Below are 21166 nucleotides of genomic sequence, written 5' to 3' on the forward strand. Positions count from 1 at the left end.
TGTGGGAGATACTGGGTTCGAACCAGTGACCCTCCCGATTATATATCGGGATGCTCTGAACCAGCTGAGCTTTCTACAAGTTTCATGATTAGCTTCCTACTTTTCCACGACTTAATCTGCTTCTCTCTTTTTATAGCAGCGTCTTTAGTTTCATAAATTTCTTGAAATACCAACTTCCAATCACCTACTTTACCGGTAAAACCTTTATGATTAGTATTATGTTTCTCTATTCTGGATTTTATATCGGAAGTTGATCCAACATAAAATATATTTCTTAAACTTGAGTAGATGATGTAAACGAAATACATATTAGATAAGAATTAAAACCAAAAAAGCCCAATTTCCATCGGGCTTTTTGTGTGGGAGATACTGGGTTCGAACCAGTGACCCTCCCGATTATATATCGGGATGCTCTGAACCAGCTGAGCTTTCTACAAGTTTCATGATTAGCTTCCTACTTTTCCACGACTTAATCTGCTTCTCTCTTTTTATAGCAGCGTCTTTAGTTTCATAAATTTCTTGAAATACCAACTTCCAATCACCTACTTTACCGGTAAAACCTTTATGATTAGTATTATGTTTCTCTATTCTGGATTTTATATCGGAAGTTGATCCAACATAAAATATATTTCTTAAACTTGAGTAGATGATGTAAACGAAATACATATTAGATAAGAATTAAAACCAAAAAAGCCCAATTTCCATCGGGCTTTTTGTGTGGGAGATACTGGGTTCGAACCAGTGACCCTCCCGATTATATATCGGGATGCTCTGAACCAGCTGAGCTTTCTACAAGTTTCATGATTAGCTTCCTACTTTTCCACGACTTAATCTGCTTCTCTCTTTTTATAGCAGCGTCTTTAGTTTCATAAATTTCTTGAAATACCAACTTCCAATCACCTACTTTACCGGTAAAACCTTTATGATTAGTATTATGTTTCTCTATTCTGGATTTTATATCGGAAGTTGATCCAACATAAAATATATTTCTTAAACTTGAGTAGATGATGTAAACGAAATACATATTAACCTGAGTTCGATTAATAATAAAAGGATAAATGATAAATAAATCTTAGGAATAAAGAGGTAATATTCAGTTGTGTTTTATATATTTAAGTATCTGAAATTTAAGTATATAGATAAACAAAACATGAATATTACCATTGATAAAGTTACTGAAATTTTCTATTTAACAGATGAGTTTTGCAATCATTTTACAGCCAATATTAGCTCTTTTAGGATAGGAAACATTCCGAAAAGGAAGCCCCTGATGTCTGATAGCGAAGTCATTACCTTAATGGTTCTTTTTCACTCGGGCAGTTTTAGAAACATGAAGCACTTTTACCAGCAGTATGTTCAGAAACATCTGCTATCAGAATTTCCTCAAACGGTTTCCTATAATCGATTTACAGAGCTGATGCAATCAGCCGTTTTACCCATGACAATCTTTCTTAAAACGATGTGCCTGGGCGAATGCACAGGGATCTCTTTTGTTGATTCTACTCCTATCCGGGTATGTAAGAACAAACGTATCAAACGCAATCGGGTATTCAAGGATATTGCTACCGTAGGTAAATCGACCATGGGGTATTTCTTTGGGTTTAAGCTTCATCTAATTATTAATGACAAGGGTGAAATTCTAAACTTTGTCATTACCCAAGGCAATGTAGATGACAGAGAACCGCTTAAAAATGAACGGTTTATCCAGGCTGTCAAGGGTAAGCTATATGCCGATAAAGGATACTTATCCAAAGAACTGACCCACATGCTGTTTGTGGACGGATTACATCTAATTACCAACATCAGAAACAATATGAAGAATTGTTTAATGGAATTGAAAGATAAAATTATGCTAAGAAAGCGCTCGGTGATTGAAACCATCAATGATGAATTAAAAAATATGTGCCAGATTGAGCATTCAAGACATCGCTCTTTTGGTAATTTTTTGACTAATATTTTATCAGGACTAATCGCTTACAGCTTCTTTCCTAAAAAACCGGCTATCAAATATGAAGTACAAAAAACCTCGCAGGTGAGCCTATTTTTATAATCGAACTCAGGTTATTAGATAAGAATTAAAATCAAAAAAGCCCAATTTCCATCGGGCTTTTTGTGTGGGAGATACTGGGTTCGAACCAGTGACCCTCCCGATTATATATCGGGATGCTCTGAAAATCCACCATAAATACCACTTATTATCTAAAATATTAAAACCAAAAAAGCCCAATTTCCATCGGGCTTTTTGTGTGGGAGATACTGGGTTCGAACCAGTGACCCTCCCGATTATATATCGGGATGCTCTGAACCAGCTGAGCTTTCTACAAGTTTCATGATTAGCTTCCTACTTTTCCACGACTTAATCTGCTTCTCTCTTTTTATAGCAGCGTCTTTAGTTTCATAAATTTCTTGAAATACCAACTTCCAATCACCTACTTTACCGGTAAAACCTTTATGATTAGTATTATGTTTCTCTATTCTGGATTTTATATCGGAAGTTGATCCAACATAAAATATATTTCTTAAACTTGAGTAGATGATGTAAACGAAATACATATTAGATAAGAATTAAAACCAAAAAAGCCCAATTTCCATCGGGCTTTTTGTGTGGGAGATACTGGGTTCGAACCAGTGACCCTCCCGATTATATATCGGGATGCTCTGAAAATCCACCATAAATACCACTTATTACCTAAAATATTAAAACCAAAAAAGCCCAATTTCCATCGGGCTTTCTGTGTGGGAGATACTGGGTTCGAACCAGTGACCCTCCCGATTATATATCGGGATGCTCTGAAAATCCACCATAAATACCACTTATTACCTAAAATATTAAAACCAAAAAAGCCCAATTTCCATCGGGCTTTCTGTGTGGGAGATACTGGGTTCGAACCAGTGACCCCCTGCTTGTAAGGCAGGTGCTCTGAACCAGCTGAGCTAATCTCCCATCTTTGATTTATTGGTGGAGGATACTGGGTTCGAACCAGTGACCCCCTGCTTGTAAGGCAGGTGCTCTGAACCAGCTGAGCTAATCCTCCAAATCTTTGGGACTGCAAAAGTAAACTCTTATTCGAGAAAAGCAAAATAAATTTGAAATTATCCTAAAACTTCTTCCAAAATAGCATGTGATTTTACCTGCCCAAAGTCATCTATATGCAAACTGTAATAGTCAATCAGCTTCTCTATCAAAAACTTACGGCTCTTATGGGTGATTTTAAGTTCCTGATAATTTTCTAAAGAACATCTTAGCAATAAAATAAAGTTTTGTAAATCATCATTGGTGATGTATAATAAATGGTTGGGCTGCTGCTTACTAAAAATACCATTCTTTAAATCGAAGTAATTACTGGTATCGGCATAACTGGTATCGGGGTAAAACCCTAAAAACCTGGTTAATTTCACTAAAAAAACAAGATGGAAATTAGCTGTAGATTCATCCGCAGCATCTAAAAGCTCTATAGATTTAAAAACAAACTCGAAAAGCACTTCATCATCTGTTTGCTGTCTTAAGGATTTATATAAAATCTCATTGATAAAAATAGCGATAGAACTCTTCACAATATCATAAGGAATATGATGCAGCATTGGCATGCTCCTGATGTCTGAAATCTTCTGAATACCACCATTAGGTTTATGATAAACTACCATGTCTAAGAGGTGTAAAGGCTGCAACATATTCATCTTCACTTTAGACTTGGCCTTTTTTACCCCATTAATCATGTAAGATTGCAAGCCGAATTTTTCGGTAAAAATTCTGGCCACAACACTACTCTCAGAATAATCTGTAACTTTTAAAACGATACCTCTAGTCTTATGAATCATATTATCTTACCATCATCAATTTAGAAATGGCGGTATCTGTGCCATCTTCTGCAACAATTAAAATAAGATATACACCAGAAGAAACCGCATCTCCGTTAAACGTACGGCCATCCCATGTTGCCAAACCACCTTTTGCTACGGTTTGGTAAACTAAGGCCCCACTAATATCTGTTATTTTAATTCTGGCTTGCTCTGTTAATCCTTTTATAGCGATTAAGCCTGTATATCCCGGTCTTACCGGATTTGGGTAAACCGTAATTCCAGAAAGTTTTGCTGATGCCGCAGTAGCATCGCCACGGTAAGACATTAAACCACCTTCGGTTGCAAAAAACACTTCTCCACTTTCGGCTTCTACCTCAATATCTAAAATACGGTTGCTCATTAAAGGGCTATTACTGGTATTAAAATTTAAGATTTGTTTTCGCAAAGCTTCATCAAAAAGCCAAACCCCATTGTTTGTACCTATCCATTTACGGTTTGCACCATCTATAGCTATACAATTTATCTGCTCCTGACTTAAAACTGGTCTTATAAAACCATTTTCTGTAAGTGTTGGAATTTCTACCTCTACATTACTAAAGGCATCTTCAGGACTTTCAATAAAGGCTACTCCCCTATCTGTACCTACCCACAAAGCGCCTTTTAGGTCTTTTTTGATACTTAAAACATCGGTCCCAGGCAATAAATTAGTTCCAAAACCTAGCATTCTAGCTTGCGAGCCATTAAATATCAATAAGCCCCTATTTCTAATCATCAACCATTTCTGGGATGCATCATCTACCAATAAACCTTTAGCCTCAATAAAAGAACCCGGCAAAACATCCTGAAAAGAAAAAGCCTGCCATGTACCATCCTTCTTTAAAAGAGATAAAGGACTGCTAACTCCAAACTGACTTACCCAAATATTACCCCTCTGGTCTTCTGCAATACCAGAAACTCTTGTAGTAGCAGCATCGCCCATAGTGCTTTGTAAGCTGCTATTTGCGCTGTTAAAAAGGTTAAAATTATCTCCTTCTTTAACCAATAAGCCATTAACAAAAGAACCTAAATAGGTTTTATTGGATGATTGATGTACAACCGTAATATCTCTAATAGGCGCTAAAAATGAGTTTGATTGCTCGCTATAATTCCTCCACTCGCCCTTTTTAAACTCTGTAAAACCTAAATTTTGAAATAAAGGCGAGTAGGTATCACTAAAACCGCCAGGCGCAATTGCTAATTGTTGGTTTAATGATGATAAATCTTTAACAATTTTGGTTTGAGGACCTGCAGGCGTATAATTTACAATACTTGCATCTGCTTTAAAACCAACTAAGCCAATTTTACTGTCTGCTATTAAAACTTCCTCACCCAGCAAAGTAACATCACTAACGCTATTAAAAACATTGGTGTTTTGGATGTTTTTGAGTTGGTTAAACTGACTATCGTAAATAATTACCCTAAAGGGAGCTATGGTGATAAACCTATTATTAACTACTTTTAAGCGTTTAACATCAACACCAAAAATGGAAGATAAAAGCCATTGATTATTCTCAAAAACATAAATCTGATTGTTAAATAAGCCGTAAAGTTTTCCGTTAAAATCTACTATAGCGTTACAAACTCCACCGGGATATAACTGATTTACAGCATGCTTACGCCATCTTCTAAAATCTATCAATAAATCATTGGTATTGGCTTCATAAATACCTGCGGAGGTTGCTGCAAATATTTTATCGCCCAGAATAACGGTTTCAAAAACTTCAAGAGGCGCAGCATTTTCTGTAAAAAAGTAAGTCTCTCTAACTTCTTTTCTAGCAAGATTATAAACCACTACACCAAATGCAGTACTTAAATAAGCCAATTCTTGCTTAAAGAAAACCGCATTAATATTTTTTCTTCCTAAATTATTACGATTAAAAATCTCTGGTAGGTTATAAAGTTTACCTTTATCTAAAACATCAATATTTGAGTTTTGATAAACTATTAAAAGTTGTTTTGCACTTACATTCCATTTAACAAGTTTAACATCACTACTAGCAAAGCCATCTAAAACAGAAAATTTTTGTACTTCTTTGGTGTTTCTATCTAGCGTAGAAAGCCCGCCGCTAGTGGCACAAAAAGCTTCATCCTCATTTATATCAACACTAGAAGCATTAAAAAAAGGTAAATAAACTTGCCATTGGCCAATACCAAGCTGCTGTGCACATACAACTTTACCAACAAAGAGAAATAAAAAAATAAGCTTGATTTTCATTTATAGCCCCAAATTAAGGCTTATCGCTTAAAGCGCAAAAACCTAGGGACTTTATTGTTACTAAAATTAAGAAATAGGCTTTTTCTCGCCGTATCTTTTAAACATAAAAACAATATACAAGACGGTTGCTATGGCTAAACTTATTAAACCAAAACCTAAAATATACTTGCCAAAATCTGGATTAAACAAGTATAACAAGATACTGGCAGCTACTATAATTGCCGAATATCTTAATGCGTAAATTGACCTTTTTAACATAAGCTTTTTTAACAATTGTAATACAATTTTCAAACCAGCTTTTGTTTTTCTCTTTCTATTACTATTTAAGCATCTAAATGCCTAAATTTGCATCCTTAATTTTGGAGACAAAGCGCTGATGTACAAAGAATATAAGCAACTTAACTTATCACAAATAGGCAAAGAAGTATTAGAAAGCTGGAAGAGCAATCATATTTTTGAAAAAAGTATAGGCAATCGCCCGGCTTCTAAACCATACACATTTTACGAAGGTCCGCCGTCTGCCAACGGAATGCCTGGTATTCACCATGTTATGGCTCGTTCTATTAAAGATATTTTTTGCCGATATAAAACTTTAAAAGGTTTTCAGGTTAAAAGAAAAGGTGGTTGGGATACGCATGGTTTACCTATTGAGCTAGCTGTCGAAAAATCTTTAGGAATCACCAAAGAAGATATTGGTAAAAAAATTACTGTACAAGAGTATAATGATGCTTGCCGAAAAGAGGTGATGAAATATACCGATGTATGGAATGATCTTACCGAAAAAATGGGCTATTGGGTTGATCTAGAGAACCCATACATTACTTACGAAAACGAATATATAGAAAGCCTTTGGTGGATTTTAAAACAATTACACAGTAAAGGTTTCTTATACAAAGGCTATACAGTACAACCCTACTCACCTGCTGCTGGTACCGGCTTAAGCTCACATGAGTTAAACCAACCGGGCACTTATCGTGATGTTAAGGATACTTCTATTGTTGCGCAGTTTAGATTAAAGAAAAATCAGGTTCATCCGCTAATTTCAAAACTTTTTGAAACTGAGGAAGAAGATACCACCATTATCGCTTGGACAACCACGCCATGGACTTTACCGTCTAACTGTGCTTTGGCTGTTGGCGAGAAAATCACATATGTAAAAATCAAAACCTTTAACCAATACACTCACCTTCCGGTAAGCGTAATTTTGGCTAAAGATTTAATAGCTAAACATTTTAAAGCCGAAGCGCAAAATTTATCTTTTCAGGATTATAAAGCTGGTGATAAATTAATCCCTTGGGAAATTGCGGCCGAGTTTACAGGTAAAGAACTTTTAGGCTTACGCTACTTCCAACTGATGCCTTATGTAAGCAATGAAAACTTAGAGGCCAATGCTTTCCGTGTGATAGGTGGAGATTTTGTTACTACCGAAGATGGTACTGGTATTGTACACACAGCCTCTGTTTATGGTGCTGATGACTTTAGGGTTGCCAAAGAGAATGGCGTACCATCTGTTATGGTGACCGATGAAAAAGGAAACGAATTCCCACTGGTAAACAAACAAGGTAAGTTTGTTGATGAAGTAACAGATTTTGCAGGCAAATATGTAAAAGAAGAATATTATAGCGATGAAGAGCGTAAAGCTGCTGATTTTAAGCCAACAGATGTTTTAATTGCCATAAAACTTAAAGAAGAAAACAAAGCTTTTGATGTTAAAAAGTACGAACACAGTTACCCACATTGCTGGAGAACAGATAAACCCGTACTTTATTACCCTTTGGATAGCTGGTTTATTAAAACCACTGCCGTTAAAGAAAAACTGGTAGCCCTTAATAAAACCATTAACTGGAAACCAGAAAGTACCGGGACAGGAAGATTTGGTAATTGGCTAGAGAATTTAGTGGATTGGAATTTATCTCGTTCTAGATATTGGGGAACGCCTCTACCAATTTGGAGAACGGAAGACGGGACTGAAGAAATTTGTATTGGCGCTGTTGCGGAGCTAAATATAGAAATAGAAAAAGCTATAAAAGCTGGTTTCATGCCAGAAGGCTTTTCTTTACAAGATATGCACCGTCCTTTTGTTGATGATGTAATTCTTGTTTCTTCAACAGGTAAAAAAATGTTCCGCGAGCCAGATTTAATAGATGTTTGGTTTGATTCTGGAGCTATGCCTTATGCACAATGGCATTATCCGTTTGAAAATAAAGAAGAATTTGAGAAAGCTTATCCAGCAGATTTTATTGCTGAAGGTGTAGACCAAACCCGTGGATGGTTTTTTACCTTGCACACTATTGCCACTTTATTAAGCGAAACCAGCGATGATATAAAAGCCGTAAATATCAAAAATGCTAACCAAGGCATTGCATTCAAAAATGTAATTTCTAATGGTTTGGTATTAGATAAAAACGGCAATAAAATGTCTAAAAGGTTAGGTAATGCGGTAGATCCTTTTAGCACCATAGAAACCTATGGCGCTGATGCTACACGCTGGTACATGATTAGCAATGCATCACCTTGGGATAACTTAAAATTTAATTTAGATGGTTTAGATGAGGTTCGTCGTAAGTTCTTCGGTACCCTTTATAATACTTATGCGTTTTTTGCTCTCTATGCCAATATAGATGGTTTTAAATACGCAGAAGAAGAAATTGCTAATCGCCCAGAAATAGACCGTTGGATCATCTCTTTATTAAACACCTTAACTAAAGAGGTAGACGAGTTTTATGAGGATTTTGAACCTACAAAAGCAGCAAGAGCCATCCAAAACTTTGTTGATGAGCATTTAAGTAACTGGTTTGTACGTTTAAGTCGTCGCCGTTTCTGGAAAGGCGATTATACAGCCGATAAAATATCGGCATACCAAACTTTATACACCTGTTTAATTGGAGTGTCTAAACTAATGTCGCCCATAGCTCCTTTCTTCTCAGACAGGTTATTTAATGATTTAAATAGCATCACTCAGAAAGAGCAAGTAGCATCTGTACATTTAACAGATTTCCCTGTTTACCAGGCTAAGTTGGTGGATAAAGATTTAGAAGAAAGAATGCAACTAGCGCAAGATATTTCATCCATGATATTATCACTGCGTAAAAAAGTAGGCATTAATGTAAGACAACCGCTTAGTAAAATATTATTACCAGTACTAGATCAAAGTTTCCAGCAAAAAGTAGAAAAAGTAAGAGAACTCATTCTTTCTGAGACCAATATCAAAGAAATTGAATTCATTACAGATACGGCGGGCATCATTAAAAAGAAAATAAAACCAAACTTTAAAGCACTTGGACCAAAAGTTGGTAAGAGCATGAAAGCTGTAGGAAATTTCTTAACTGCTTTAAATGATGAGCAAATTCAAACTTTAGAAACAAATAGAAATATTACGTTTAAAGTAGAAGAACAAACATTTACAATTGCTGTTGAAGATGTAGAGATTATTGCGGAAGACGTACCAGGCTGGCAGGTTACCAATCTAGGTCGTTTAACTGTAGCTTTAGATATTACCATTACCCAAAGCTTAAAAGAAGAAGGTATTGCCAGAGAGGTCATCAACAGAATACAAAACTTAAGAAAAGACAAAGGTTTTGAGGTTACAGATAAGATAAGTGTTACACTACAAAAGCTCCCTATTATTACGGATGCTGTTAGTAGCAATTTATTATATATTTGTGAGGAGACCCTTGCTGAGTCTTTAATATTAAGCGATGAATTAACAGGTGGAGACACCATTGAAATAGAAGAAACTAATATTTTAATCTCACTAAAAAAGAACTAAACATGGAGACTAATAATAAAACCCGCTACTCTGATTCTGAGTTACAAGAATTTAAAGAACTCATAACAGCAAAATTAAATAGTGCTAAGGAAGAGTTGGCCATGCTTGCAGGCTCTTTAAGTAATCCAAATGTAAATGGTACAGACGATACGGCTGGCACTTACAAAACTTTGGAAGATGGTTCTGCAACTCTAGAAAAAGAGCAAATTAACCAGCTTGCTGCTCGTCAGAAAAAGTTTATAGAAAACCTAGAAGCTGCTTTAGTAAGAATAGAAAATAAAACTTACGGTATATGCAGAGAAACAGGGAAATTGATACAAAAAGAGCGCTTAAAAGCTGTTCCACACGCTACTTTAAGTATGGAAGCTAAATTAAAACAGAATTAATGAAAGGTTATACAAAGCCTGTATTTTTAATTATACTGGTACTTCTTACCGATCAAGTTTTAAAAACCTGGATTAAAACCAATATGTACATTGGTCAAGAATTTCAGATTATTCAAGACTTTTTCATTATCCATTTCACAGAAAATAACGGAATGGCCTTTGGAATGGAGTTTGGCGGTGAGCTAGGTAAATTAGCGCTTTCTCTATTCAGAATTATTGCTGTTATAGGTATAGGCTATGGCTTACACCACTTAATAAAGCACAAATATCATAGAGGTTTAATCCTTAATGTATCTCTTATTTTTGCCGGAGCATTGGGTAATATTATAGATTCTGTTTTTTATGGTCTTATTTACGGATATGAAAAACTTTTTCATGGTCGTGTGGTTGATATGTTTTACTTCCCTATTTTTACAGGTGTTTTCCCAGAGTGGTTACCTGTATGGGGCGGCGAAGACTTCATTTTCTTCAGACCAGTATTCAACATCGCTGATGCAGCTATATCTGTAGGTGTTATTTTGATATTGATTTATCAGAAAGTTTACTTTAAAGAAGAGATTGTAGAAGCGCCAAGCACCAATAGTGAAGTAATTGAAGATTAAAAAAAAACATTAATTACATCCATGAAGAAACATATTTTACTCTTTTTAGCAGCCACTACTTTATCATTAGCGGCAACAGCACAAACGGTTAACCAACAATCTGGTTGGGCAGCTTGGTTTCATAGCCAAAAATTTTCTAAAAAAACAGGTTTACATTTTGATTTTCAGGTGCGTTCTGCAGATGATTTAGCATATGTAAGAAATATCCTAATAAGACCTGGTTTTACTTATTTTATTAACGATAAGCTAAATGCAACAGTTGGTTATGCTTTAATTATTAGCGACCAACCCGGCGCAGATGCGCTAACGGAAAGTCGAATTTGGGAGCAATTTGTAGTTACTTACAAATTAGGCAAAATTCCTTTAACCCATCGTTTTAGATTAGAGCAAAGGTTTATTAACCAAGCTAATGGTGATGATGCTTTTTCACAAAGGCTACGCTACTTCTTTAGAAGTGTTATCCCACTACAAAAGCAAAGTACACCTGCATTTAGTAAAGGTGCTTTTGTTGCTTTACAAAATGAGGTTTTCTTAAGCATCCAAAACCAACCTAACGGTCATTTATTTGATCAAAACAGGTTGTATTTAGCCGCAGGTTATAGGCTAAATCCAAAAATGGATTTAGAAGCAGGCTATCTTAATCAATCTATCAAAGGTGCTGTTGTAAATACCAATAACAACATCTTCCAAGTAGCATTATATACAAGATTTTAATATTTAAGAACAACCGTTCTCAGCTATACTATACGCGGGTAAGGATTTTAACCACTAAACATCCTGAGAAGAACTGAACTTTAAATTTGGTACTTTTCTGTCCAAAGAGGTTGGAAGCTCTTGCTTGTGTATAGATCTGATGTTAATCCTAGTGTTTCTTCATTACCTTTTGTATGGGCCAAGAAATTTATCTCCATTGAAGTGAACTAAATGATCGGGGTTATCTGCAATCCAAACTTCTGTTTCCCAAGCAATGTCGGTGATAAATTGCCTAAACTTCGGTCTATTCAAAAATGCAGTTATATAAACAATGTCAGCTTTGCAGTCCTTAGTAAGCTTTTGAAGTTGGATCAACCTAAGCTCGCTTATTGGACCCGAAGAGTGAACAGCTTCTATCAAGTATAGCCAATTCTTATTCTTTGAGTAAGCAATTACATCTGGTAACTCTTCGTGAGAAATTTCAAAGAAATTCAGTTCTTCAAGTTTCTCTTTTTCAAGGTAAAGATATTTGTCAGAAGTATCTCCCACATAAAGCACTTCTGCACCGTGTCCATATCTTGGCAAGAAATCTTCAATAATCGCTTTTTGTAAATCATTATGTTCACCTGTGGAAAAAGTCAATTCACCGCCAGAAGGTAGTGTAACATTTACTTTTGCGATTTCTCTCTCCTTTTTCAGTTTTTTACTTAAAGGTTCGATATTTTTCAATTGCTCAAAGACCATTTTCTCCCACCCTTTTGAGCCGAAATTTCTTATAAGTTCAGCATAGGTTGGATTGATTGAATAGCCACGTGTTGAATCGTTGGTCGCAGAATTAGGGCTTGATTGTAAGATTACTTCTGCAATAGTAAGAAGTTTTAAATCCTTTCTGCGGATATCATCATAAGAACCTGAACTTATATTTTCCCCAAAATGATTATTGACGTATATAATTATATCTCTTGTCTTGAGAGCGTGTCCACTATTCAAATCTTTTACTTTTTTAAAGTCAGCAACTTTTTTAATGTCGCCACTTGCTAAAAACGTAATTGCCATTCTTTCCAATCTTCTTGGTGTTGCATTTAAAGGAATTCCAAAAGTATCAAGAATGTAAAGCGTTGTATTTATCAGTTCCTGAACTTGAGGTGTTTTTTCGCTAAAAGTTTTTGATTTATCGGGACTGATATACTGCTTCATTTTCAAATAATTTAAGTTGTTCGTCTTCTGTGATGATATATTTGTTTTCTAATTCTCCTATTAGGTGATTTTTGATATTTAATGCTAAATGATATGCGAAGTTTGGAGCAACAGCATTGCCAATTTGATTATATTTATGAGTTTCTGTACCTGAAAATTCAAACCAATCAGGAAAACTTTGAAGTCTTGCGGCTTCACGAACTGTAATTCTACGTCTACGACCATCTTTTAATTTTACTCGGTGCATATCTCCCGTTGCACCTGCTAAATTCCTACAAGTCAAAGTTCTTGCTGGCTTGTGTAAGTACAAATCTCTTGGATTAATACATTTTGATGCTTTTTCATAGTTAGCAACATACCTGTCCATAGATTCAGTAAAAAATTTAGAATCTTCGTTAAATTGAAATGGCAGTTCTCCTAATGCTTGACCTGCGGTTACTTTTCGGTTAATTTTTCTAGGAAGATTGATTTTCTGTTTAGAACCAATAACTATGACACGTTCTCTATTTTGTGGAACTTCAAAGTTAACGGCATTTAAAAGTGAATAGTTTATAGAATATCCTAAACTCTCAAGTTCTTCTATTACTTCTTTTAAATACCATTTGTTTTTATAAAGCATTCCCCTAACATTTTCAAAAAGCAATACCTCTGGGTCAAGCTGTCTTATTGCTGACAAAAAATCGGGAAACCGTCTCTTGAATCTTTTAAGCCAAGTTGTTTCCCACCAACGCTAAAAGGTTGACAAGGTGGGCCACCAATCACAATATCGGCTTTCGGGTATTTTGTTTCAACTGTTAACTTTTCATTGAAGCACTCTCCAATTAAATTTTTGTTGTATGTGTTTGTTGCTTGCTCGTCCATTTCATAGCCAATAGTTTTAAACCCATTAGCTTCAAAACCAAGGGAAAGTCCACCGCAACCTGCAAAAAGGTCAACTACTGTTTTATCCAAATCAGTGTCAATCCAAGGCTTTAGTTTAATATTTATTTCTTCCCAATATTCCATACTTCTAAGTTACAAATTTTTGTTGTTTTCACGGTTTCTTAACATTGGTGGTAAATTATAGAATGAGGCTGTCTCAAATCACAATTTTGTGTCAAGCAGTGGAGTCGAAGCCTTTTTTAAGCATATCAGAGACCATTTCGACTTCGCTCAGGATGACAACGAAGGTACACTCAATGTGACAAATATGATTTTTGAGCCTCTTTCTTTTTACACCTATCATAAAAACTTCATCCACAGGTAAAACTGCTTTCGGTTTTAGGTGTTGATATAATTATGAAGATTCTACTAACAGGTGCTAATGGCTATATTGGAACCAGATTATTACCTGTGTTACTAGAAAACAAACATGAAATAGTTTGTCTGGTAAGAGATAAAAGGCGTTTCCAACAAGATAACAATTGGGAAAATCAGGTAGAAATCATCACCGGAGATTTACTTCAGGAAGAGTCTTTACAAGAAATCCCTAAAGATATAGATGCTGCTTACTATCTGGTTCATTCTATGAGCAGTACAGATTTTAGCGATTTAGAAAAACTATCTGCACATCATTTTATCAAAGCTTTAGAAAAAACCAACTGTAAGCAAATCATCTACCTCACAGGTATTGTTAATGATGAAAATTTATCAGTCCATCTAAAATCTAGATTAGGAGTAGAAGATATCCTAAAAACATCGCATATAGCGCATACTTACCTAAGAGCAGCTATTATTATTGGTTCTGGTAGTGCTTCGTTTGAGATTATTAGAGATCTAACAGAAAAGCTGCCTGTAATGATAGCGCCAAAATGGCTAAAAACCCGCTGCCAGCCCATTGCCATAAGAGATGTCTTGGCTTATTTACATGGTGTTTTAGGGAACAGCAAAGCATTTAATAAAACCTTAGATATTGGTGGGCCAGATATACTTACCTACAAGCAAATGCTTTTACTTTATGCAAAAGAAAGGCATATTAAACGTTGGATTTTTACGGTTCCGGTTCTTACACCCAGATTATCATCATACTGGCTAAACTTGGTAACATCTGTAAACTACAGTATCGCCAGTAGCTTGGTAGAAAGTATGCGTAATGAGGTGATTTGTAAAGATGATGAAATTAAGAAAATTGTTACGCATGAGTGTGTAAGCTACCAAACAGCTTTACAACTGGCCTTTGAAAAAATAGAACAAAACTCTATTGTATCTAGCTGGCGTGATGCCTTAAACCGTGGCTTTTTAGAAACCAGTTTTATGGACCAAGTTAAAGTACCACAAAACGGAACTTTAGCGTATAAAGTTAAACTCGACTTAAATCGGGATAAAAACGAAGTGCTTCAAAATATTTGGGCCATTGGCGGTAAAAGAGGCTGGTACTACCTAGATTGGCTTTGGAATTTAAGAGGTTGATTGATAAACTAGCTGGCGGTGTGGGCACTAGAAGAGGGAGAAGAAGTGATGTAAGTCTTAACGCTGGCGATGCTGTTGACTTTTGGCGTGTTATCTTAGCAGATAAAAAGAATGCTAGGCTTTTATTATATGCAGAAATGCGCTTACCCGGAGAAGCATGGCTAGAATTTAAAATTATTGATAGACCAACAGGAAGTATCTTAAGCCAAGTGGCTACCTTTAGGCCTAGAGGCCTTTGGGGCCGTATCTATTGGTGGATATTATGGCCTTTTCACTATTTCATTTTTAATGGAATGGCACTTAACTTAATGAATTACAAAGATAAAGTGCAATAATTTTTGGCGCTTATATTTCATTTGTAAATAAAATTTTACTAAATTTATTAGGCTCACAAAATTTTAAACAAATGAAATCAGTAAGAAAAATCCTCAATCAAAAAAACAATCATTTGATAAAACTTAGTCCTAACGCGACTGTTTTTGAAGCGCTACAACTCATGATGGACCATAACATCAGTGCGGTTTTAATAGCTGATGAAAATCTAGAAGGAATTTTTACTGAAAGAGATTACGCCCGTAAAGTAGTACTGCAAGGCAAATCATCAAAAGAAGTTAAACTTAAAGAAGTGATGACTGCAAATTTGGTAACCATTTCTCCGCAAGACAGTGTTGAGTATTGTATGCAGATTATGACAGACAGGCATATACGCCATTTACCTGTTTTAGAATTTGAAAATCTGGTAGGTATGGTTTCTATTGGTGATGTTGTAAAGTTTGTTATAGAAGACCAAAAACAAACCATCCAAGATTTAGAAAGCTATATCAAGAGCTAATAAATTTAACCTCTTAAAATTACAGGCTGTTAAAACTAAAATCTGGTATTTTGGTTAACTTAACAGCTATGGCAAAAAAGATTCTTATTACTGGCGGCACAGGCTCTGTTGGTAAAGCACTAACGCAATTATTACTCAGCAAAGGACATGAAGTTAGTCACCTTTCTAGAAGCAAAGGCAAAAACGCTACTGTTAAAACTTTTATCTGGGATGTAGAAAATCAAGTTATTGATGATGCTTGTATTGATGGTGTAGATACCATTATACATTTAGCTGGTGCTGGTATTGCAGATAGCCGCTGGACAGAAAAAAGAAAAGACCTTTTAATTAAAAGTCGTACAGACTCTATAAAACTGATTTATAATCTGCTAGACAAAAAACCACATCAGGTTAAAGAAGTTATTTCTGCATCGGCTTCTGGCTATTATAGCAACCGTGGTGATGAAATTTTAACAGAATCATCAAAACCTTTGGATGATTTCTTAAGTACCTGTTGTATTTTATGGGAGCAAGCTGTAGACCTAGGTAAAAAATACAATTTACGCATTGTAAAATTTAGAACTGGTGTTGTCTTAGATAAAGATTCCGGAGCTCTAGAAAAATTAGCACAACCTATCAAATTTGGTGTTGGCTCTCCGCTAGGTAATGGGAAACAATGGATCTCATGGTCGCACATAGAGGATGTTGTAAACATGTATGATTTTGCCATAGAAAATGAGCAATTAGAAGGTGTTTATAACATGGGTTCGCCAATACCGGTTACCAATACAGCATTAACAAAGGCCGTTGCCCAACAATTTAAAAAGCCTATTTGGCTACCTCATGTACCTGCTTTTGTTTTAAAACTATTGTTTGGCGAGATGAGTTTAGTAGTTTTAGGAAGCACCCGTATGGATGTAAAAAAATACAAGATGCTGGCTTCAAATTTAAATTCCCTGATATTAAATCTGCATTAAAGAATATATATGAGTAACTCTAAAATCAGTATCTTTTGGTTTAGAAGAGACCTTAGGTTAAAGGATAACGCCGCACTATACCATGCTTTAAAAGGTAATCATCCGGTTTTACCGCTATTTATTTTTGATGAAGATATACTTTCCAAATTAGAAGATAAAGATGATGGTAGGGTAACTTTTATTCACCAAGAAATCATGAAAATAAGAGAACAACTTCATGGTTTAGGCAGTTCAATCATCATCAAATACGGGAAACCTTTAGAAATTTGGTCGTCTCTTTTAAAAGAATATGATGTTGCTGAGGTTTATACCAATCATGATTATGAGCCTTATGCTAAAGAAAGAGATAAAAATTTAAATCAGCTATTTCAGCAGTATCAGGTTTTATTTAAAACCTTTAAAGACCAAGCTATCTTTGAAAAAGATGAAGTTCTTAAAGATGATGGTTCAGCTTATGTGGTGTTCACTCCGTATAAAAGGAAATGGTTTACTCAATTAAAATCTTACCATTATAAACCTTATCCAACAGAAAAATATTTTAATCGTTTATATCAAACGCAAGCGCTAGCCTCTATCGCTTTATCTGATATGGGCTTTATACCAAGTCAATTAAAATTTCCAGAAATAGCTTATACGGGTGCTTTAAAAGGATACGGAGAAAACAGAGATTATCCTGCAAAGGATGCAACTTCACGTATCAGTTTACATCTCAGATTTGGAACCATCAGCATACGCGAATTGGTAAAAAATGCTTTAGATGCTAAAAGCGAAGCTTGGTTAAATGAATTGATATGGAGAGATTTTTATTTTGCTATCATTTGGCACTTCCCACACTCGGCAACCCAAGCTTTTAGACCAGAGTACGATTTAATACAATGGCGTAAAGACGAAGATGCTTTTAAAGCTTGGTGTGAAGGAAAAACAGGCTACCCCATTGTAGATGCAGGCATGCGAGAGCTTAACGAAACTGGCTTTATGCATAACCGAATTAGAATGGTAGTGGCAAGCTTTCTTACTAAACATTTACTGTTAGACTGGCGTTTAGGAGAGCGCTATTTTGCCAGAAAACTTCTTGATTTTGAACTTTCTAGCAATGTTGGAGGTTGGCAATGGGCAGCAGGTTCTGGCGTTGATGCAGCACCTTATTTTAGGATTTTTAACCCTTACGAACAACAAAAAAAGTTTGATAAAGAGCTTGTTTACATAAAAAAATGGGTGCCAGAAATTTCAGACCCTTTTAAATATCCTAAAGCTATTGTTGACCATAAATTTGCTAGAGAAAGGTGTTTAAAAGTTTATCAGGAAGGCTTAGCTAAAAAATAATTAGGTTGATGCTCTTTCTATTAGGATAGACGGTAAGATAATTTTCTCATCGTCTAGTTCTACTATATTCTTGTTTAAAGCATCTAATATAGCCTGGGCTGCGGCTTTGCCTATTTCATAAGCTGGCTGTGATATGGTAGTTAAAGGCGGACTTAATAATGCTGCTGCTGGCATATTAGAGAATGTCACCACCTTCACATCAACAGGGATAGATAGCCTTAAATCTCTACAAACGGTATAAGTTGTAATGGCTAATCTTTCTACGCAAGTAAATATAGCATCGGGTCTAGTAGGCGAGGATAACATCTTTTTGATGAGCTGATAATTCTCTTCATCATTGATAGTGCAACTTAAAACTCTCTTTTTATCTCCAGTATATTGATGATCTTCTAAAGCCTTTAAACAGCCTTGCATTCTTTTTTGATCTACCGATATATTGAGCGATAGTGATATATAAGCGATTCTTTGAGCTCCTCTTGCTATTAAATGCTCCGTTGCCTTATAAGCGCTTTCTATATCATTGGTAATAACCTTTACGGTATTCAGTTTATTAGAAACCCTATCAAAAAAAACAATAGGAATTTTCTTTTCTTTAAGTCCTCTTAAATGAGAAATATCATGGGTTTCTGTAGCCATACAAATTAACACGCCATCTACCCTACCTTCTAATTTATTAACTATGCTTACCTCTTTTTGTTGATCTTCATGACTTAAATAAATAAGCAATTGATAACCTGCTGTTTGCATGATAGACTCTATACCATCTATGGCTAAAGCGAAGAAATTATTTGATAACTCTGGAATGATTACAGCAATGGTCTTAGTCTTTTGACTACGGAGACTCATTGCATGAGGATTAGGCTGATAATTTAATTTTTCTGCTAAATACTTTACTTTCTCCTTTGTTTCCTGACTAATTTCATGACTATTACTTAAAGCCCTTGAAACAGTTGAAACAGAAAGGTTTAATTCTTTAGCTAATTGCTTCAGATTAACTTTACTCATATGACTTCTCTGATACCAATATAAGAATAAGTTAAGAAATGTAGAATTGTTGATGAATGTTCAAATAAAAACGGGCGAGTTTTTAAGCTCGCCCGTTTAAAATTGGTTGAATAAGATTATGGAGTGTTCAAAATAGTCCCGTCATTGTTAATGTAAACACTATTAACGGCTATAGTGGTACCAGTTTCATTAGCATTTGCTCTTGCTGGGAATGCTATTCTAAATTCTCTGCCAATTGGATCTTCAAAATCTGGCCATTGAGTTTTTGCTTTAGTAATCCAATCTTTAATACCATTACTTCTAAACCATTCTACCCCATCAACGTGAGCTATAAATGTATAGTCACTGGTTAAAGAAAAAGTAAATGCTTTTTGCTGCCCATTAGCTAAAGCAAAAATCGCATTTCTACCACTATTTGCTGTAAAACCAGCAGAAGGATTAAGTAAAGGATCTGGAGTTGGGAAAGCTCCAGCAGTATTACCACTGAAAACGGCTACGCCGGTAGCAGGGGTGAAAATCTCATACCTAATTTGAAAATTATTTGTTGTGGTTGGATTAACAGTAGGGTTAAAAGACCATCTTACCTCTCTTATATGAGGACGGCTTGTATTTCTTGATGGCTGTACAAATAACATAGAAATGGTAATTGCTTGACCAGTTCTAAAAAAACCTTTCCAGCCAAGTTTTGTCTTTACAGAAAACGGCGCTTTAAGTTCAGCCAGATTCAACAGTCGTCTCATGTTTGGAGCAGAAGTTCCACTTGCTACAATATCTGCGGTGCTTAACGATGGGTTATTAGCATTAGAAATTACAGGAATAAAATCAGATCCTGAGTTTGAGTTAACTAAGTTTGATTGTAGCCAACCATTACCTCTGAACATGTAAGTAGGATTCTGAAATTCATCAAAGAAATACTGCGTTACCCGCATAGAGGTAGTCTTAGTAGATGTAGACTTTCCATTTTTTGCAGTAGCAGTAACCTCGTAAGTTCCTGGTGTGGTTGGTGCTATCCAAACGTTTTCGAAACGATTTTGCGTCCTAAAACCATCGAAAGAACCACCTGTAGCTTTCCATTCATAGGTCATATCCTCGCGTTCTCCTTCTGTTGAAGCCCACATAAGTACTCTTTCTCCTAAATAGAATTCATCTCCAAGTTTATTTAAAGAGGTCATTTCTATATTTGGATCTTTCTCACAACCGGAAATCAATATTGCCGCTGCAAGAATATAAAATATTTTGTTTTTAACTTTCATAATTATAGTCTTTAATTTATGAGTCATACCATTACTCCTTAAAATTAAGGTGTAGCTACTATGAACGCGTTTAATACATGAATAACATTTCCTCCGTTAGCATATAAATTTGGTGTCCTTGGTGTTATAAATGTAGGACCATTTCCAATTTGAATGTTTCCATCCCTGTTATCAGTCATAAACATCCTCATTTTATAAGTACCATCGTAAGTATCAAATAATTTTGGAGTTGATGATAAATTTGGAAAATCAGCTTTACCTTTTATCACGTGGCGTCTTAATAATTTTGCTATATCCTCTTTTGGATACTGAGCCCAAGAACTACCCGCTACAAGTTGATTAAACGTTGGACTAGTAGGGTCTGTATCCGTCACTCTATTTTCGGGTCTACCCCAATAACTAGTTGTTGATGGGATAGTAGTTAAAGCGTCATTATGTAACAATAAAAAGGTATTGTTTTGAGACTGAAACATTTCCTTAATATCTGCATAAGCAGGATCAGCATCTAAATATGCTATTGCATCTATCAATCCTGAAAACAAATCAGGACGAGACTCAATAAATTCTAAAACAGTCTTATTGGTATTATTTTGAAAAAATGAAGTTTCATACTTTCTAGATTTCTGTAGAGGAAACTTCTCACATCCTGTTATCAATACAACCGAAATTGTAAGTGCGATAACTAAAATTCTTTTTACTTTCATCAT

General features: G+C 35.4%; 23 protein-coding genes, 6 tRNA genes and 1 pseudogene. 11 read left to right on the forward strand and 19 right to left on the reverse strand.

The window, feature by feature from the left end:
- Positions 1-2: 2 nt before the first annotated feature.
- The 6 genes from FYC62_RS10895 to FYC62_RS10920 form a co-directional block, all read right to left on the reverse strand.
- A tRNA-Ile gene (locus FYC62_RS10895) sits at positions 3-75 on the reverse strand.
- Complete coding sequence (locus tag FYC62_RS10900; RefSeq protein WP_149075904.1) at positions 39-308, reverse strand: GIY-YIG nuclease family protein; 270 nt, start codon at positions 306-308, stop codon at positions 39-41. The genes FYC62_RS10895 and FYC62_RS10900 overlap by 37 nt, the downstream gene beginning before the upstream one ends.
- A 52-nt stretch (positions 309-360) precedes the next feature.
- Positions 361-433, reverse strand: a tRNA-Ile gene (locus tag FYC62_RS10905).
- Complete coding sequence (locus FYC62_RS10910) at positions 397-666, reverse strand: GIY-YIG nuclease family protein (protein ID WP_149075904.1); 270 nt, start codon at positions 664-666, stop codon at positions 397-399. The genes FYC62_RS10905 and FYC62_RS10910 overlap by 37 nt, the downstream gene beginning before the upstream one ends.
- A 52-nt stretch (positions 667-718) precedes the next feature.
- A tRNA-Ile gene (locus FYC62_RS10915) sits at positions 719-791 on the reverse strand.
- Entirely contained in the window at positions 755-1024 is a 270-nt protein-coding gene (locus FYC62_RS10920; RefSeq protein WP_149075904.1) for a GIY-YIG nuclease family protein, read from the reverse strand. The genes FYC62_RS10915 and FYC62_RS10920 overlap by 37 nt, the downstream gene beginning before the upstream one ends.
- Positions 1025-1150: 126 nt before the next feature.
- Between FYC62_RS10920 and FYC62_RS10925 the strand changes: the two genes are divergently transcribed.
- Entirely contained in the window at positions 1151-2050 is a 900-nt protein-coding gene (locus FYC62_RS10925; RefSeq protein ID WP_149073919.1) for an IS982 family transposase, read from the forward strand.
- A gap of 197 nt (positions 2051-2247) precedes the next feature.
- Here the strand turns inward: FYC62_RS10925 and FYC62_RS10930 are convergent.
- The 7 genes from FYC62_RS10930 to FYC62_RS10960 form a co-directional block, all read right to left on the reverse strand.
- Positions 2248-2320 (reverse strand) — tRNA-Ile (locus tag FYC62_RS10930).
- On the reverse strand, positions 2284-2553 hold the full coding sequence (locus FYC62_RS10935) for a GIY-YIG nuclease family protein (RefSeq protein ID WP_149075904.1): 270 nt from the start codon (positions 2551-2553) through the stop codon (positions 2284-2286). The genes FYC62_RS10930 and FYC62_RS10935 overlap by 37 nt, the downstream gene beginning before the upstream one ends.
- A gap of 316 nt (positions 2554-2869) precedes the next feature.
- Positions 2870-2944: transfer RNA gene (locus FYC62_RS10940), tRNA-Val, on the reverse strand.
- Positions 2945-2957: 13 nt separating this feature from the next.
- Positions 2958-3035: transfer RNA gene (locus FYC62_RS10945), tRNA-Val, on the reverse strand.
- Between the two features lie 58 nt (positions 3036-3093).
- Entirely contained in the window at positions 3094-3819 is a 726-nt protein-coding gene (gene recO / locus FYC62_RS10950) for a DNA repair protein RecO (protein WP_039451048.1), read from the reverse strand.
- A gap of 1 nt (position 3820) precedes the next feature.
- A complete protein-coding gene (gene porZ / locus FYC62_RS10955) occupies positions 3821-6055 on the reverse strand; it encodes a type IX secretion system anionic LPS delivery protein PorZ (RefSeq protein WP_149074948.1) in 2235 nt (744 codons plus the stop codon).
- A gap of 66 nt (positions 6056-6121) precedes the next feature.
- Positions 6122-6313 (reverse strand): hypothetical protein, encoded by a 192-nt coding sequence (locus FYC62_RS10960; protein ID WP_039451053.1) that lies wholly within the window; start codon positions 6311-6313, stop codon positions 6122-6124.
- A 118-nt stretch (positions 6314-6431) separates the two neighbouring features.
- Here FYC62_RS10960 and ileS point away from each other — a divergent pair, with 118 nt between their 5' ends.
- Genes ileS through FYC62_RS10980 form a run of 4 tightly spaced genes read left to right on the forward strand, consistent with a single transcriptional unit; the run spans position 6432 to position 11526 of the window.
- Entirely contained in the window at positions 6432-9824 is a 3393-nt protein-coding gene (gene ileS, locus FYC62_RS10965) for an isoleucine--tRNA ligase (protein WP_149074949.1), read from the forward strand.
- Positions 9825-9826: 2 nt separating this feature from the next.
- On the forward strand, positions 9827-10210 hold the full coding sequence (locus FYC62_RS10970) for a TraR/DksA family transcriptional regulator (RefSeq protein ID WP_039451058.1): 384 nt from the start codon (positions 9827-9829) through the stop codon (positions 10208-10210).
- The gene (locus FYC62_RS10975; protein WP_039451060.1) at positions 10210-10812 is read left to right on the forward strand and encodes a lipoprotein signal peptidase; all 603 of its coding nucleotides are present in this window, start codon (positions 10210-10212) and stop codon (positions 10810-10812) included. Before FYC62_RS10970 ends, FYC62_RS10975 begins: the two co-directional genes overlap by 1 nt.
- A gap of 21 nt (positions 10813-10833) precedes the next feature.
- The gene (locus FYC62_RS10980; RefSeq protein WP_149074950.1) at positions 10834-11526 is read left to right on the forward strand and encodes a DUF2490 domain-containing protein; all 693 of its coding nucleotides are present in this window, start codon (positions 10834-10836) and stop codon (positions 11524-11526) included.
- A 162-nt stretch (positions 11527-11688) separates the two neighbouring features.
- On the opposite strand, the gene FYC62_RS10985 is transcribed toward FYC62_RS10980, so the two are convergent.
- From FYC62_RS10985 to FYC62_RS17330, 3 genes are read right to left on the reverse strand one after another with little or no spacing between them, the layout of a single operon-like run.
- Positions 11689-12702: a BsuBI/PstI family type II restriction endonuclease gene (locus FYC62_RS10985; RefSeq protein WP_149074951.1), complete on the reverse strand. Its 1014-nt coding sequence runs from the start codon at positions 12700-12702 to the stop codon at positions 11689-11691.
- Positions 12677-13378 (reverse strand): DNA cytosine methyltransferase, encoded by a 702-nt coding sequence (locus FYC62_RS17845; protein ID WP_205943712.1) that lies wholly within the window; start codon positions 13376-13378, stop codon positions 12677-12679. Before FYC62_RS17845 ends, FYC62_RS10985 begins: the two co-directional genes overlap by 26 nt.
- Positions 13366-13707 carry a DNA cytosine methyltransferase gene (locus FYC62_RS17330; protein WP_205943713.1) on the reverse strand — a complete coding sequence of 114 codons (342 nt, stop codon included), beginning with the start codon at positions 13705-13707 and terminating at the stop codon, positions 13366-13368. Before FYC62_RS17330 ends, FYC62_RS17845 begins: the two co-directional genes overlap by 13 nt.
- A 273-nt stretch (positions 13708-13980) precedes the next feature.
- On the opposite strand from FYC62_RS17330, the gene FYC62_RS10995 reads away from it, so the two are divergent.
- The 6 genes and pseudogenes from FYC62_RS10995 (at position 13981) to FYC62_RS11010 (ending at position 18201) form a co-directional block, all read left to right on the forward strand.
- Positions 13981-15090: an NAD(P)H-binding protein gene (locus FYC62_RS10995; RefSeq protein WP_240534715.1), complete on the forward strand. Its 1110-nt coding sequence runs from the start codon at positions 13981-13983 to the stop codon at positions 15088-15090.
- The gene (locus FYC62_RS17640) at positions 15087-15425 is read left to right on the forward strand and encodes a DUF2867 domain-containing protein (protein WP_240534716.1); all 339 of its coding nucleotides are present in this window, start codon (positions 15087-15089) and stop codon (positions 15423-15425) included. Before FYC62_RS10995 ends, FYC62_RS17640 begins: the two co-directional genes overlap by 4 nt.
- A gap of 71 nt (positions 15426-15496) precedes the next feature.
- Positions 15497-15922, forward strand: a complete 426-nt coding sequence (locus tag FYC62_RS11000) for a CBS domain-containing protein (RefSeq protein ID WP_039451066.1) — start codon at positions 15497-15499, stop codon at positions 15920-15922.
- 68 nt (positions 15923-15990) lie between these two features.
- A pseudogene (locus tag FYC62_RS11005) lies at positions 15991-16767 on the forward strand (TIGR01777 family oxidoreductase); the annotation flags it as partial.
- Positions 16734-16895, forward strand: a complete 162-nt coding sequence (locus FYC62_RS17850) for a DUF1731 domain-containing protein (RefSeq protein ID WP_262713555.1) — start codon at positions 16734-16736, stop codon at positions 16893-16895. The pseudogene FYC62_RS11005 and the gene FYC62_RS17850, both read left to right, overlap by 34 nt.
- On the forward strand, positions 16888-18201 hold the full coding sequence (locus FYC62_RS11010; protein ID WP_149074952.1) for a cryptochrome/photolyase family protein: 1314 nt from the start codon (positions 16888-16890) through the stop codon (positions 18199-18201). Before FYC62_RS17850 ends, FYC62_RS11010 begins: the two co-directional genes overlap by 8 nt.
- Here the strand turns inward: FYC62_RS11010 and FYC62_RS11015 are convergent, their stop codons facing one another.
- The 3 genes from FYC62_RS11015 to FYC62_RS11025 form a co-directional block, all read right to left on the reverse strand.
- Positions 18202-19206: a LacI family DNA-binding transcriptional regulator gene (locus FYC62_RS11015; protein ID WP_149074953.1), complete on the reverse strand. Its 1005-nt coding sequence runs from the start codon at positions 19204-19206 to the stop codon at positions 18202-18204.
- A gap of 116 nt (positions 19207-19322) precedes the next feature.
- Positions 19323-20459 (reverse strand): PKD domain-containing protein, encoded by a 1137-nt coding sequence (locus tag FYC62_RS11020; protein ID WP_168199428.1) that lies wholly within the window; start codon positions 20457-20459, stop codon positions 19323-19325.
- A 44-nt stretch (positions 20460-20503) separates the two neighbouring features.
- Positions 20504-21166, reverse strand: coding sequence for a hypothetical protein (locus FYC62_RS11025; RefSeq protein WP_039451078.1), 663 nt, complete (start codon positions 21164-21166; stop codon positions 20504-20506).

The organism is Pedobacter aquae (assembly GCF_008195825.1).
Classification (GTDB): domain Bacteria; phylum Bacteroidota; class Bacteroidia; order Sphingobacteriales; family Sphingobacteriaceae; genus Pseudopedobacter; species Pseudopedobacter aquae.